The organism is Congregibacter sp. (assembly GCF_045107095.1).
Classification (GTDB): domain Bacteria; phylum Pseudomonadota; class Gammaproteobacteria; order Pseudomonadales; family Halieaceae; genus Congregibacter.
The window spans coordinates 1-12838 of record NZ_JBGCFU010000108.1 but is presented as its reverse complement, the minus strand read 5'-3'; the positions used below and the strand labels follow the sequence as shown (position 1 = coordinate 12838).

Annotated in this window: 12 protein-coding genes and 2 tRNA genes; 9 read left to right on the top strand and 5 right to left on the bottom strand. The window is 54.0% G+C overall.

The genetic code is table 11. The annotated features are described in order from the left end of the window. The first annotated feature begins 96 nt into the window (after nt 1–96). Complete coding sequence (locus AB8B76_RS13900) at nt 97–642, top strand: hypothetical protein (RefSeq protein WP_405273373.1); 546 nt, start codon at nt 97–99, stop codon at nt 640–642. A gap of 221 nt (nt 643–863) precedes the next feature. Here the strand turns inward: AB8B76_RS13900 and AB8B76_RS13895 are convergent, their stop codons facing one another. Further along, nucleotides 864–1331, bottom strand: coding sequence for a hypothetical protein (locus AB8B76_RS13895; RefSeq protein ID WP_405273371.1), 468 nt, complete (start codon nt 1329–1331; stop codon nt 864–866). Between the two features lie 341 nt (nt 1332–1672). Here AB8B76_RS13895 and AB8B76_RS13890 point away from each other — a divergent pair, with 341 nt between their 5' ends. Beyond that, complete coding sequence (locus AB8B76_RS13890) at nt 1673–3193, top strand: S10 family peptidase (RefSeq protein WP_405273369.1); 1521 nt, start codon at nt 1673–1675, stop codon at nt 3191–3193. 22 nt (nt 3194–3215) lie between these two features. Here AB8B76_RS13890 and AB8B76_RS13885 read toward each other — a convergent pair whose 3' ends face one another. Next, the gene (locus AB8B76_RS13885) at nt 3216–3938 is read right to left on the bottom strand and encodes an SAM-dependent methyltransferase (RefSeq protein WP_405273367.1); all 723 of its coding nucleotides are present in this window, start codon (nt 3936–3938) and stop codon (nt 3216–3218) included. A 425-nt stretch (nt 3939–4363) separates the two neighbouring features. Here AB8B76_RS13885 and AB8B76_RS13880 point away from each other — a divergent pair, with 425 nt between their 5' ends. The 6 genes from AB8B76_RS13880 (at nt 4364) to AB8B76_RS13855 (ending at nt 11233) form a co-directional block, all read left to right on the top strand. Beyond that, nucleotides 4364–5827 carry an NAD(P)-binding protein gene (locus tag AB8B76_RS13880; RefSeq protein WP_405273365.1) on the top strand — a complete coding sequence of 488 codons (1464 nt, stop codon included), beginning with the start codon at nt 4364–4366 and terminating at the stop codon, nt 5825–5827. A 41-nt stretch (nt 5828–5868) separates the two neighbouring features. Continuing rightward, entirely contained in the window at nt 5869–6834 is a 966-nt protein-coding gene (locus tag AB8B76_RS13875) for an alpha/beta fold hydrolase (protein ID WP_405273363.1), read from the top strand. Nucleotides 6835–7244: 410 nt separating this feature from the next. Then, a complete protein-coding gene (locus AB8B76_RS13870) occupies nt 7245–7391 on the top strand; it encodes a hypothetical protein (protein ID WP_405273361.1) in 147 nt (48 codons plus the stop codon). 195 nt (nt 7392–7586) lie between these two features. After that, entirely contained in the window at nt 7587–9113 is a 1527-nt protein-coding gene (locus tag AB8B76_RS13865) for a DUF1214 domain-containing protein (protein WP_405273359.1), read from the top strand. A 31-nt stretch (nt 9114–9144) separates the two neighbouring features. After that, complete coding sequence (locus tag AB8B76_RS13860) at nt 9145–9426, top strand: putative quinol monooxygenase (protein WP_405273357.1); 282 nt, start codon at nt 9145–9147, stop codon at nt 9424–9426. An 88-nt stretch (nt 9427–9514) separates the two neighbouring features. Next, nucleotides 9515–11233, top strand: a complete 1719-nt coding sequence (locus tag AB8B76_RS13855) for a tetratricopeptide repeat protein (RefSeq protein WP_405273355.1) — start codon at nt 9515–9517, stop codon at nt 11231–11233. 89 nt (nt 11234–11322) lie between these two features. Here the strand turns inward: AB8B76_RS13855 and AB8B76_RS13850 are convergent. The 3 genes from AB8B76_RS13850 to AB8B76_RS13840 all read right to left on the bottom strand — a co-directional run bounded on the left by AB8B76_RS13850 (nt 11323) and on the right by AB8B76_RS13840 (nt 12121). Next, a tRNA-Gly gene (locus AB8B76_RS13850) sits at nt 11323–11397 on the bottom strand. An 87-nt stretch (nt 11398–11484) separates the two neighbouring features. Next, nucleotides 11485–11560: transfer RNA gene (locus AB8B76_RS13845), tRNA-Glu, on the bottom strand. A 180-nt stretch (nt 11561–11740) separates the two neighbouring features. Continuing rightward, entirely contained in the window at nt 11741–12121 is a 381-nt protein-coding gene (locus AB8B76_RS13840; RefSeq protein WP_405273353.1) for a PA2817 family protein, read from the bottom strand. A 181-nt stretch (nt 12122–12302) separates the two neighbouring features. Here AB8B76_RS13840 and AB8B76_RS13835 point away from each other — a divergent pair. Continuing rightward, nucleotides 12303–12838: ABC transporter ATP-binding protein (locus AB8B76_RS13835; protein ID WP_405273351.1), on the top strand; the 536-nt coding region annotated here is incomplete at its 3' end.

Here is a 12838-nt window from a genome sequence, read left to right as displayed (position 1 = left end):
CAGCGTACTGACCACTAAAATTGCCTTAGTAGTTGCGGCGTCACTATAGCTGTGCGTAAGCTCCAGATAAAATTCGAACGCAGTCTGGAGTTTCGCGTGAGTTCTGATCGAGTAACGCACTTGCTTACTTTAGCCGCCAATATTGGCGTGATTATCAGCATCGGTTTCCTTGTGCTTGAGATGCAGCAAACCAGCGCTATCGCGACAGCGGAAGTCCGACTTGAGTACTCGGCTGGCTGGCGAACCGTTGATGAGGCTCGGCAAGATGAGTCCTTTTCTGAGTTAATCATCAAGTCGATTGAGATTCCGGAAGAACTTTCCTTGGAGGAGTTCATCCGACTGGACGCGTATTACACTGGCATTATCGATCAAATGTTGACTGCGCAGACTTTCAGAGCCGCAGGGCTCGTAGACGGCCCATTCGTTGACGTTGCAGAAAACATTGGTGCAATCTATTTCTCTAACCAGTTTGCACGTTCCTGGTGGGGGCAAGTCAGGTCTGACTGGTCTGCTGCGGGTGATGCTGATTTCCTGAAAATCGTGGACGAGGCAATCCTCGCGGGGGAACCAGGGCGCGCCCGAAGAGCTTATGAAAGCATTAAGGCTGAAGTCGCCCCCCGGGTAAAAAGCCCAAAGTTTTGAACGGTTGTTTCTGGGCAACTACTCGCCTTGGAAGCGTTGAGCCCGCCGCACTCTGACCTTGCGATTTAAGGTGGAAGCTGCCTGCTATAGACGACCGATTCCGCCTATTTTGAGACGTTGGCTTCAATCGGATACGACGAAGTCTTTTCATCCGAACCGGGCGTCGATAACGTGCAGTGAAAAACCTAAAGACTATCGCCAGCCCGATAGGGGACGCCCATCTATGAGTGGCCCCCTGATTTAAGATAATGCTGTATCTCACGAAGCCATTCTAGATTTTCTATAGCGTCAAGCAGGCCAAGCTGCTCCCACTCTCCGTAAATACCTTGTGAGATGTCTTCGAGGGTGCGATCTACAACCTCCCGATCTAAAAACCCCTCCTGATACTGGTAGTACTGTCCCTGCATTCCCCGCAAGATAAGCATATGCCAGGCGCGTACCCTGAAAAGCTCCACCTGGCTTAATGAGTCGATGCCTTCAGAATCAAACTTCACGATTATTTCAGCTAAGTCTTCTGAAGTAGCCAACTCGCGATGTATATCCTGCACATCAGAAATTCTGAGCTGGTTCGCCGACACCGCCGCAATACGGTTTGCTTGTTGAACTTCGTAGCCGAGTAAAAATATGCCGACAATCGCAACCAGTGCAGCACCAGTTTGAACATACTCGTTGATCTCGGAAAGCCTCATCTCTTACCCCTCAATGATTGTTCGCGTAAGCATAGACTCTAACTCGCAGCGCCGTACGATAGTGGTCAAAAGCAGCACTCAAAATCATAGGATTCTGCTCAGCGCTAAAGTCCGCCTTGAGGTGTTCTGAGACATGACACAAGCCCACTTTCGTCTAAGAGCGGTCATCCGCGAGCGGTCGCGTTTTAGGCCGCGATCGACCCTAAGCCCATGACATTATCTCTCATGTGGGCTGGCATCCAAGACGACCGTCGGGGCTCGCGCTGGCAACCCTGGGGACGCGATGCTAGGCTTCGGCCGCTACTCAGACTCTGCCCCGGGGCCCTACGTTCGGAGAAACCATGATGTCCACGATTCATGCCATTCGCGCCTGCCTGCTGATGTTGCTGTTCTCGATCCCTGCGTTCGCCCTCGCCGACGCCCACGAGAGCGGCGAATCGGCCGATGCAGAGATCCCCGAACCACTGAACTTCGTCACCGAACATCGCGCCCGTGTTGGCGGCTCGACCATCGAGTACACGGCGACTGCCGGTACGCTCGAGATGCTCGACGACGATGAGAAGCCGATCGCCCACTTCGGCTATACCTCCTACGTACGCAAGGGCGGCAATCAGGATGAGCGTCCGGTGGTGTTCGCCTACAACGGCGGCCCTGGCTCCGCGTCCATGTGGCTGCACATGGGGATCCTTGGCCCGCAGCGCGTGGTCGTTGAGGACCTTACATTCAACACGGTAGGGCCCTTCCGGCGTGTGAACAACGAGTACAGCGTGATTGACGTGGCGGATCTCGTAATGATCGACCCGATCGGTACCGGCTTCTCGCGGCCCGTCGGCGAGGCCGAGGGCGAACAGTTCTGGGGCGTCGACAACGACATCGAGTCGGTATCCGCGTTTATCTCCCGCTGGACCTCCGAAAACGGTCGCTGGGCGTCGCCTAAGTACCTGCTCGGCGAGAGCTACGGCGGTATCCGGTCCGGCGGAGTTTCTCTCGCTCTGCTTCGTCGGCACAACATCTCGCTCAACGGCGTGATCCTTGTCTCGCCGGGTATGGACATGGCGACGTTCGATCCGTGGCCTGGTAACGACCTGCCAATGGTGACCTACTTCACCACCTACGCCGCGACTGCCTGGTACCACCGTGCCATCGAAGACCGCCCAGATGACCTAAAGGGATTCTTGGCCGAGGCCGACGCTTTCGCCTACGGCAAACTGGCTCCGTACTTGCTCAAGGGCAACCGCGGCACCGACGCGGAGCGCCAGGACGTTCTTGCGGGCATGGAGCGCTTCACCGGCGTGTCAGCAGAATACTGGGACCGGGCCAATCTGCGCATCGGCGAGCAGCACTTCGCTAAAGAACTGCTGCGCGACCGTCGTCAGGTGGTCGGCCGTATTGACTCGCGCTTCGTCGGCGACGGCATCGACCACAACGACTCAACGTTAAACTACGACCCATTCTTCCCATCCGTCGGTCCAGGCTTCGTTGCCGCCTTCAACGACTACTACCGGAACGCCCTAGGCGTAACGACGACGCGCGAGTACGTGACATCAGCTGGCTTGTACGGCTCTTGGGATTGGAGCCACCAGGTGCCCGGCAGCCGCACGCAGCCAGTTGCCAATACCGCAGTGGACCTAGAACTGGCCATGAAGCAGAACCCCAATATGCGCGTACTCGTTCAGCAGGGCTACTTCGACCTCGCCATCCCGTTTGGGTCGGTGCGCCACTTCATTGATCACATGGATCTGCCTGAGCACTTGCGCGCGAACCTCGACCTTAAGATGTACGAGGCTGGGCATATGATGTACGTGCATCCGGAGTCGATGCCGCGCTTCAAGGCCGACCTGGCCGCGTTTATCGAGAAATGACTGATCGCCCTTGGCTAGCCCCTCAGGTACCGTTGATGAGGAGATAGAACCCGAAGCCCATTGTGGTTCGTCCCCAACGCAAGTAGCCATCTCTCCATGTGCGCGAGCGTTCAAGGCGTTGTTTTGCTGCAGGGGTGTTTGGGTTCTCGGAAGCGTACCTGTGAGCTTGGCGATAGTGGCTCCACTCAAACGCGTCCCATTCTTCATCGCTAGAAACCACTGCACATACCGCGTTTAACCCAAGCGACTCGGCGACGGAGACGTTGCCGCGGTGATCTTGATAGATACCTACAGGCTCGCCAATAAACTCGACATACTCGCTCTCGGGTGCGCGCTTCCAATAACTCTCACCAATAAGCGCTCGACCACCAGGTCTGAGCAACTGTGTCACTGCATGTATACAGGCTGGATAAGCTTTCTCTCCACTGCCAAACACGTGGGATGAACCGATGCAAATGACAACGTCAAAGGAGTTGCTTTCAAACGATTGCTCCAAGAAATCGCTATTTCGAAACTCTACAGCGCCGTTTCTAAGCCGTTCCGAGGCTCTTGTTGATGCTGTATCGATACAAGCTTCGTTAATGTCGACTCCAATGCCGCGCACATCGGACGCTTCCAGCAGGCGGATTAGAAACTCCCCGTCACCACATCCGATGTCTAACACCACATCGCCATTGTCGATCTCAAGGCATTCAATCAAATAGTCGGCTTTGTTGGTGCTAAGAGGGCTGTTGAATAGGCTCATGTTTCTGCAACCGTGAACTAAACATATGCACCATACCAAAGCCCCGATGGATGATTACTTCTGGCCGAAAGCGAAATTAGGGATCACCCAATCTGGCCCTCACAGACCCATCGCTATGAGGTGTTTCGAGGCGTCGTCACGGGCTGTTCCCACCTGGACACGCCAATCAAAAGAATGAAGATGTGAAAGTCTGCATCAAATATGGCGCGATTGAGACTCACGTTGAATCAGCTAGGGTTCCTCACCACACTCTAAATTTTGTCCGCATTAGGCGGCGTTTTGCTGCGGCGAAGCTTTCTCACAGCCGGGTCTTCGGTGACGGCGCAAAATGTTTTTTGTGCTAGATTGGCTACGTCATGAAAATCGCAAACTCGAGCTCCCCAGCGGGGCATGCGTGACCGAACCTCACAGATGGAAGCGGCTGCATGAAAGAAATCGGAACAGACTATCTGATCATTGGCGCAGGGGCGGTTGGTCTGGCCTTTGCCGATACTCTTATCGAACAAGACCCCGACTGCCATATCACCTTCGTAGACAAACATGCCAAGCCGGGTGGTCATTGGAATGATGCCTATGGCTTTGTTGCTCTGCACCAGCCGAGCGCAACCTACGGTGTGAACTCTCAGGAATTTGCCAGTGAGCAGGTTGACGATCACGGCCCCAACAAGGGCTTGCACTCGCTGGCCAGCGGTGCCGAAGTTCTGGCCTACTTTGAGAAAGTCATGAACATGCGTCTGCTGCCGTCGGGTCGTGTGGTTTACCATCGCCTAAGCGAATATCGAGGTAAAACCGACAGCGGTGAGTCGCGTGTTGTGGAGATCCTCTCTGGCGAGGAAACCAGAATTCGCGTGCGCCGTAAAACCGTCGATGCAACGTTTTATCAGACCTCTGTACCTTCAACTCACACGCGCAGTTTCAATACTACGGACGATATACATATTGTCCCTCCTGGAGAACTACCTAACCTTTGGAGAAACCCCACATCCCTTCCGCAGAACTACGTCGTTCTAGGAGCGGGTAAGACCGCCATGGATACCGTCATCTGGTTAATTCAGGCCGGCGTGAACGCGGACAACATTAGCTGGGTGCGGCCACGGGAGAGCTGGCTGTGGAACCGTGAGCATGTACAGCCTGGGGAGGATTTTTTCGAAGCTGTGATGGACATGCAGATCGCGACACTGGAGGCAGCGCATGAGGCTGCGGAGCGCGGCGCAGATAGCGCCGAGATGATGCGAATTCTAGGCGATCAGGGCTACTTCCTGCGTATCGACCCGCATGTTGAACCGCAGATGTTTCACTACGCAATAATCTCTCGGGGCGAGATAGAGATCTTGCGTCAGGTGAAAAACGTTATCCGCGAGGGTCGAATAACAGCTTTGTCGTCGGGAGCACTGCACTTTGGTGGCAACGAAGTGTCCGTACCCGAAGGCAGTCTGTTTATTGACTGCACTGCGTCTGCGGTACCGTTTTCCGTTAACGATAATGCAGGTCCAATCTTTCGCGGCGATACGATCGTGCTGCAACCCATGCAGATACCGCTGGTCGTTCTCAGCGCAGCCCTGGCAGCGTTCATGGAAGCCAACTTTGAGGATGATGAGGCGCGCAATGCGATGTCTGCGCCGGGCCCTCTCACCGACAAGCCGTCTACCTTTGCCTATGCGCAGATGATCAACACGATGAATCGCGGTCTTTGGTCACAGAACCCCAGTATCATGGGCTTTCTCGCCAAATCGCGTCTGGACCTCACCACTGGCACGGTCGTGGGGCTAATGGCCAAGGAAAGTCCCAAGCTCGCAAAACTGGCGCAGTTTCGTGAGGCCGCTCAACGCTGCATGCCCGCATTGATCAAATTGGGTACGCAGGCGAAAGGGGTGCATGAGGCGAGCTAAGCGCTGACCTCAACCTTGTGAGTGACACCGGAGTGAACAGTATGAGTGACGTCGAATTTCGAACAATCCAGAACGGAGACATCAATCTGCGTGTTGCGATTCAGGGTTCGGGCCCGCTCATCCTCTGCGTACACGGCTGGCCCGAGCTTTGGTACTCCTGGCGGCATCAAATGCGTCACTTTGCCGCTCAGGGCTACACCGTTGCCGCTATAGATGTTCGCGGTTATGGCGGTAGTGACAAACCCACCGCGGTCGAGGCCTACGCCCTGGCAGAGCTGGCAGGAGACGTTGCGGCGATCATAAACGCACTATCCGATTCGCCGGCAATCCTGTTTGGTCACGATTGGGGCGCACCTATTGTTTACTCGACAGCAATGTTACACCCGGAGCGGGTGGCGGCAGTTGCGGGATTGAGCATTCCCTTCCGCCCTGCCAGTAATGTTTTCCTGCTTGATGTAGCACGCCAGGTGTTTGCCGAGCGGTTTTTCTACATGCTCTATTTTCAGCAAGCCAATGTGCCCGAAGCTGAATTTGAAGCGGACATTCCAAAGGCACTGCGCACTACTTACTACTCAGCCTCGGCAGATGCGCCGCCGGGCTCTTTTACACCCGACAAACCCAGGGACTCCAAGTTTTTGGATGGCATGGCTTACCCCAAGCTCATGCCAGGCTGGATGAGCGATGCTGATCTACAGGTCTATGTCGATGCATTTACTGAAGGTGGTTTTCGCGGACCCATTAATCGCTATCGAGCGCAGCCTCTGGACTTCCAAGCATCCAAAGCAGCTGTAGGTGTGCCACTTGCTCAACCGGCCTGCTTTATTGGCGGCGAAGTCGATCCGGTACGCGCGATGATTACCGGTATGGATATGTACGCCGATCTGGAGCCGGGCTATGTGGATCTGCGCGTTAACGAGCTTGTTCCTGCGGCTGGCCACTGGCTGCAACAAGAGGCGCCGGAGGCAACCAATGCCATTCTCGCGCGCTTTGTGCGCTCCTTGGCATAGCCCCCTAGTTCTCCTTGTTGTTGGGCGGCACACCGCGCCGTAAGTAAGCACGGCGTTCGCGACTTTTGTAATCCGGAACTATTGGCGCGCTCACTCCTCGGCGCTAACCTCATAATGGAATACGATCAATGATCTCAGCAAGTTCCGTTTTCAACCTCAATGTGGCGCCGAAAAGTGAGTAGTGAAATACAAAAGCTAGGCGGTGTCGCCGCACTGGTGCAGCCTGCGTTGCACATAACAGGCTCTGCATTGTTCTTAACGGTACTCAACCCCTCGGGCTATGAGGGATAACTGGCAAACCAACGTTGTTTTCCTGAACAAGAAACTACGGGATGAGTACCAAAAGACGCTCGTCATGTTGCAGGAGCGAAAGTGACGGGCGACCGCTAATCACCTTAAGGAAATCGGAGATGAATAAACTTGGCGCAGGCATCGCGATTGGGACCGCTGTTGGGGCAGGGCTCGGAATCGCGATGGATAACCTTGGCGCAGGCATTGGTATTGGCATAGCAATCGGCGTAGCCATAGCCGCCTCAAGGCAAAAAAAGGACGAATAGACATTCTCGCTGAGTTGCTGCCAACGCTTGTCTCGGGCCGATAATAAAAGTTCAGCGTAAAGCGCGCTTTTTTTGACAAAACCACTTGAGACGGTCAGCGATATCGATCAGCCTATTCGTGAATGATGTTTTCCAAAGGGCTCTTATCGGTTGCGCCCCTAGCTAGGATGCTTTTTTACTAGAGTGATACATGTCATGAAAAGATTGCTTACTTCACTGGCGGCTGCGGCGACTCTTGCAAGTGGCGCTTCTATGGCTGTAACCCCTACAGGGCCAAACTTTAACGATACGGGCGATATTCTGGCGCGCTCTAAGCAGCACGCTGACATCGAGTATCAAATTATGGTGCAGCGGGCCACGCAGGCAGCGATTTATTACATGCCGGCCGTAGGCCAGGTGGATTTTATCAAGGCCACAAAGCGAGCAGGGGGGGACTACGGCACGGTTAACTTCGTAACCAGGCCATTCGGGTCTGAAAAGGGCTTTTTGACCGCCAATGACACCACTGCATATGCATGGGGTTCGATCTCCACCAAGCAAGGCGCGCAGGTTGTGGTGGTGCCGCCAATGACCGACAAGATTGATTACTTTGGTTCGTTCATCTCAGCGTGGCATGTCCCAATGATTGACGTGGGTTCTAAAGGTGCCGACGAAGGGAAGGGCGGAAGATACCTCTTCCTCCCGCCTAACTATGACGGTCAGCACGGAACGGAAGCAGAACTCGAAGCTCAGGGGTACATCATCGTTCCCGGTATGGACGGCCACGACGCCTCGTACTCGTTTCGTCCAACGCTGTTGAACGGCGCTACTCACGAAGACGCTGGTGATCACGCTAAAGGCATCAAAGTATATTCACTGAGCGAGGCCGTTGAGGGAAACATCGAACCTACTGAATATTTGGATGCGACAGAGCTGCCTTACGACTGTCTGCCTTACTACAACATGACCTTCATCGAAGACATTAACGACGTCGTCCAGAACAACCCCGTGCGCGAAAAAGATCGTGCTATTTACTCGACGTTACAAAGCATCGGAATTAAGAAAGGGGAGACGTTTAGTCCAACGCCGATCCAGAAGAAGGCAGCTCTTGAAGGTTTAGAGCTTGCCTATGCATATATGCAGAAGAAATTCACAACCGAGGGTGAAACTGTCGCGCCTCTTTGGGTGAAAGACGGAGAGAAAATGTCGGAGTGGTCATTCTGGAACTTTGGCCCTCAAGCACAGATGGGGTTCCCTTTCGAACAAGGCGACGAAATTCTTATCGACAAGCGTGCAGCTTCGTACTTCTATGTGACCTTCCTGCCAAACCAACTGGGCGGTGCGACTTTTTACCTCACCGGACTTCGAGACAGCGAAGGCAACTTACTAAACGGCGAGGACACCTATCGGCTCAATGTGCCTAACGATGTGCCAGCAAAAGACTTCTGGTCTGCCATCGTTTACAACATGGAAACCAAGAACTTTAACCGTGGTGTTGACCGAGTGGGTGCTTCAACTAAAGACCTGGATAAGATGGTTAAGAACGCTGATGGATCTGTGGATGTCTACTACGCGCCGAGCCTAGACGAAGTGCCAAAAGGCTTTGAAGCCAACTGGGTGACTACACATAGTGAAACAAACGCTAACGATTGGTTCTTTCTATTTCGACTGTACCGTCCAGAATCGAAAGACTGGTTTAAGACGTGGATGCTGAACGACGTCGTAAACATTTCGAGGCAGTAACTATCCCTGTAACTCCTACGAGGTCCCTGCGATGATTCTTCAAGGGTATATTGAGGTGCCGAAAAGTGATCTTGAAGGGATTCTAACCGAGCTTCCCAAGCATATCGTTCTCACTCAGGCAGAGCCTGGGTGTGTTGAGTTTCGGGTCATTCAAAGAATAAACGAGCCATGTGTGTTTGACGTTTATGAAGAATTTGAAAGCGCCGATGCGTTCGACGCCCATCAATCACGTCTTCGAGATTCAACATGGGCGAATGTCACCCACCGGGCTCAGCGACACTACCAGGTTTCGGTTGGTGACCCAGGCGGCTAGAGCCATTATCTTTGCTAAGTTCTGGGGGCTGAACTAAGCTCAAAGCTCAGAACAATAAAGCGACACCGTCGCGCAGAGAGAGCTTGTCATGTTCAAGGGTCTCGTTAGTTTTACCTTTGTTTGTCTTCTTGTTGCCTGTTCTCGAGAGCAGGGCGACGCACCCCCAGATGCTTCAGAGGCGACGCGAGGCACTGCTCCAGCCAGTCTCGACTCGGCCGATTTGGTTGCCAGGGCCGGTGCCCCTTTGCTTGAAGGACTCGGTGATTTCACCTATCCGATCTCTAGTAACGTGGCTGGCGTTCAGCGGTATTTCGATCAGGGAATGATGATGGCCGCGGGCTTCAACCACGCCGAGGGCGTGCGTGCCTTTCGCGCAGCCCAGCGATTGGATTCCGACTGCGCCATGTGTTTTTGGGGCGAGGCTCTTGCCATTGGCCCCAATATCAACGTCACGAGTAAGGGCAAAGCGATAATGATGCCTCAGGATCGTGAGGCAGCTTTTGCTGCGATCCAAAAGGCGCAATCACTCAGTAAGACGGCCACGGAGAAAGAGAGCGACCTAATAGAAGCTCAGGCGCTGCGTTATAACGGCGATCCTGAGAGTGAACGCGAACCCTTGGATTTAGCCTATGCCAATGCAATGCGAGAGGTGGCGGCAAAGTATCCCGATGACGACAACGTCCAAGCGATGTTCGCCGAGGCCATGATGAATACTATGCCTTGGAACTACTGGCTCGATGGCGAAAACCCTAGGCCGGAAACCCGTGAGGTTATCGATGCCTTAGAAACTGTGATGACGCGTAACTCTCAGCACCCGCTAACGCTCCATCTCTATATTCACGCGGTAGAAGCTGCCTCAAACCCGGGACGTGCAGAGAAGGCTGCAGATAGCCTGGCGACCCTGGTGCCCGGTTCGGGTCACCTCGTGCATATGCCCTCACACATCTATTGGCGTATTGGTCGTTACTACGATGCCTCTGAGGCCAACGTGCGTGCAGCCAAGGTTGACGAGGACTACATAGCACAGTGCAACGCCCAGGGTTTTTACCCCGCGCTATATTACCCCCATAACATCCATTTCCTTTGGGCCTCAGCGAGTATGGAAGGGCGCAGCGCTGTGGCCATCGAGGCGGGGCGTAAGGTCGCGTCGAATGTTCGACTGGAGCAAATTCAGCAGTTTCCGACGGTGGAGTTTTTTCAGACAGTGCCACTTTTGTCTTTGGTGCGCTTTGCCCATTGGGAGGAGATTCTGGCCGAACCCAAGCCACCCGGCGATCTGCCGTTCTCACTGGCTATTTGGCATTACGCGCGTTCTGTAGCTCTATCGCGGGGCGGCGATATCGACGGCGCCGAGGCTGAACTAGCTGCCATGGAGCCACTGATGGATAACGAGTCAATTTGGTTTCTTGACGGCAATGACTACCCGGCGAGTCAGGTGTTAGCTATTGCGATGGCTTTAGGGTCTGGAGAGCTTGCGCAGCAACAGGGCGATCTTGATGGGGCAATCGAGTTTTATGAGGTCGCCGTGGCGGCGCAGGATCAGCTGCCGTATACCGAGCCACCGTTTTGGTATTACCCCACGCGGCAATCTCTGGGTCACGCTTTGCTTGAGAAAGAAGACTTTATTGCCGCAGAGGCGGTGTACCGAAAAGATCTGAGTCAGTATCCCCGTAACGGATGGTCGCTGTATGGCTTGGCGCTGAGTTTGGAAGCGCAGGGCAAACAGCAAGAGGCCGCTGAGGTGCAAAAGCGCTTCTCAAACATTTGGAAGCGGGCAGATGTAGAACTCGTGTCTTCGGTGCTCTGAGACCGCCGTCGCCCTAAGAGTTTTTGCGCCTGCAATACTTTTCACGCAGGCAAAAAAAAGACCAGTCAGCTGACTGGTCTTTTTGAATTTGGAGCGGGTGAACAGATTTGAACTGTCGACATTTTCGTTGGCAACGAAATGCTCTACCCCTGAGCTACACCCGCAAATCTTGTCCCGCATGCCGCGGCCAAGAAGGGAACGAATCCCCGATCCCTGACGATATCCTACCTTAACTAGCGGTAGGGTGAAAATGGCGTCCCCTAGGGGGTTCGAACCCCTGTTACCGCCGTGAAAGGGCGGTGTCCTAGGCCACTAGACGAAGGGGACGTTACGCTCCTCGTCAGGAGGCGCGCATTGTATGGAGAGAGCTGATAATCGTCAAGCAAAAAGGCCCTCTTGATGAGCCATTTATGGACGTTCAGAGGATTTGAGCTTGTGTCGTGGTTGATAGAGGTCTTTTGGACGGGTTTTAGTCGTTTTTTTGGCTGAATTTTGTCCAAAAAGGCCTTATTGCAGTCCCTTTGCCGCGGCACGCGCCTCTGACCAGCTAAATTCCTGTCCACTACTGTCGGCAGCTCGTCGCTGATCATCTAACGCGGTAAACAGGTTTATTTCCTCATCTGGCATGAAATGCAGGCACTCCTGGCCGAGGTACCACAGCAGGTCTCGCGGAAACTCCTGTGCAAACTGTGGTGCGATCGTAAGTAAGCGATAGATCAGTCCCGGAGCTTCGTCCATTAGCTGGCTCATATTGGCTGCAAGCACGTCAAACTGCTGCGCAAGCTCGACGAGGGTTGCTCCCTCGGGAGAGGCCGCATAGTCCTGTAGTCGCTGGTTAAAGGACTCAAAGAGCGCCATTTGCTCGGCATGGAAGTCCGTATCGTTCATTTTCGTTTCTCGCTAGGCTCGTTGCGTTTACAATAGGAGGCTGACACTGGCCGCGCTCTAAAAGCCGCGCCGGTGAGGCAGCGTAGCAGCACGACATCGATCGTCGAGTGATGATCGTAACAGTCTGCTCCTGAGTCCGTTCCATCGACCGCTTCATACTGATCAGATTAACGAGGGCAGGATGCCAGAGTCCATCGCTGGGAGCACGCCAGCACTAAAAATCGATAACCTTGAAAAATCCTATGACAACGGTTTTCAAGCGCTCAAAGGCATTAGCCTTGAAGTAGAGCAGGGCGACTTCTTTGCATTGTTAGGCCCCAATGGCGCAGGTAAGTCCACGACCATCGGTATTATTTGCTCATTAGTGAGTAAAACCGCGGGACGAGTCGCGGTACACGGAGTCGATATTGACGAGGACTTCCCGGCGGCAAAGAAATTCATAGGCATCGTGCCTCAAGAATTCAACTTCAACATGTTCGAGAAGGTGTTCGACATTGTCACGAACCAGGCGGGGTTCTACGGTCTAACGCGTGCTCTGGCTTGCGAGCGGGCGGAGAAATATCTCAGAGAGCTGGGCCTCTGGGACAAAAAAGACGTGTCGGGTCGCATGTTATCCGGCGGTATGAAGCGACGGCTAATGATTGCTCGCGCTCTTGTGCATGAGCCCAAACTCTTGATTCTTGATGAGCCTACGGCGGGCGTCGATATCGAGATGCG

What these genes read in the sequence shown, in the direction of transcription:
- AB8B76_RS13895 (WP_405273371.1), bottom strand. Translation starts at nt 1,331, where the DNA reads ATGAGGCTTTCCGAGATCAACGAGTATGTTCAAACTGGTGCTGCACTG.
- AB8B76_RS13890 (WP_405273369.1), top strand. Translation starts at nt 1,673, where the DNA reads ATGATGTCCACGATTCATGCCATTCGCGCCTGCCTGCTGATGTTGCTG.
- AB8B76_RS13875 (WP_405273363.1), top strand. Translation starts at nt 5,869, where the DNA reads ATGAGTGACGTCGAATTTCGAACAATCCAGAACGGAGACATCAATCTG.
- AB8B76_RS13865 (WP_405273359.1), top strand. Translation starts at nt 7,587, where the DNA reads ATGAAAAGATTGCTTACTTCACTGGCGGCTGCGGCGACTCTTGCAAGT.
- AB8B76_RS13860 (WP_405273357.1), top strand. Translation starts at nt 9,145, where the DNA reads ATGATTCTTCAAGGGTATATTGAGGTGCCGAAAAGTGATCTTGAAGGG.
- AB8B76_RS13840 (WP_405273353.1), bottom strand. Translation starts at nt 12,121, where the DNA reads ATGAACGATACGGACTTCCATGCCGAGCAAATGGCGCTCTTTGAGTCC.
- AB8B76_RS13885 (WP_405273367.1), bottom strand. Translation starts at nt 3,938, where the DNA reads ATGAGCCTATTCAACAGCCCTCTTAGCACCAACAAAGCCGACTATTTG.
- AB8B76_RS13855 (WP_405273355.1), top strand. Translation starts at nt 9,515, where the DNA reads ATGTTCAAGGGTCTCGTTAGTTTTACCTTTGTTTGTCTTCTTGTTGCC.
- AB8B76_RS13870 (WP_405273361.1), top strand. Translation starts at nt 7,245, where the DNA reads ATGAATAAACTTGGCGCAGGCATCGCGATTGGGACCGCTGTTGGGGCA.
- AB8B76_RS13880 (WP_405273365.1), top strand. Translation starts at nt 4,364, where the DNA reads ATGAAAGAAATCGGAACAGACTATCTGATCATTGGCGCAGGGGCGGTT.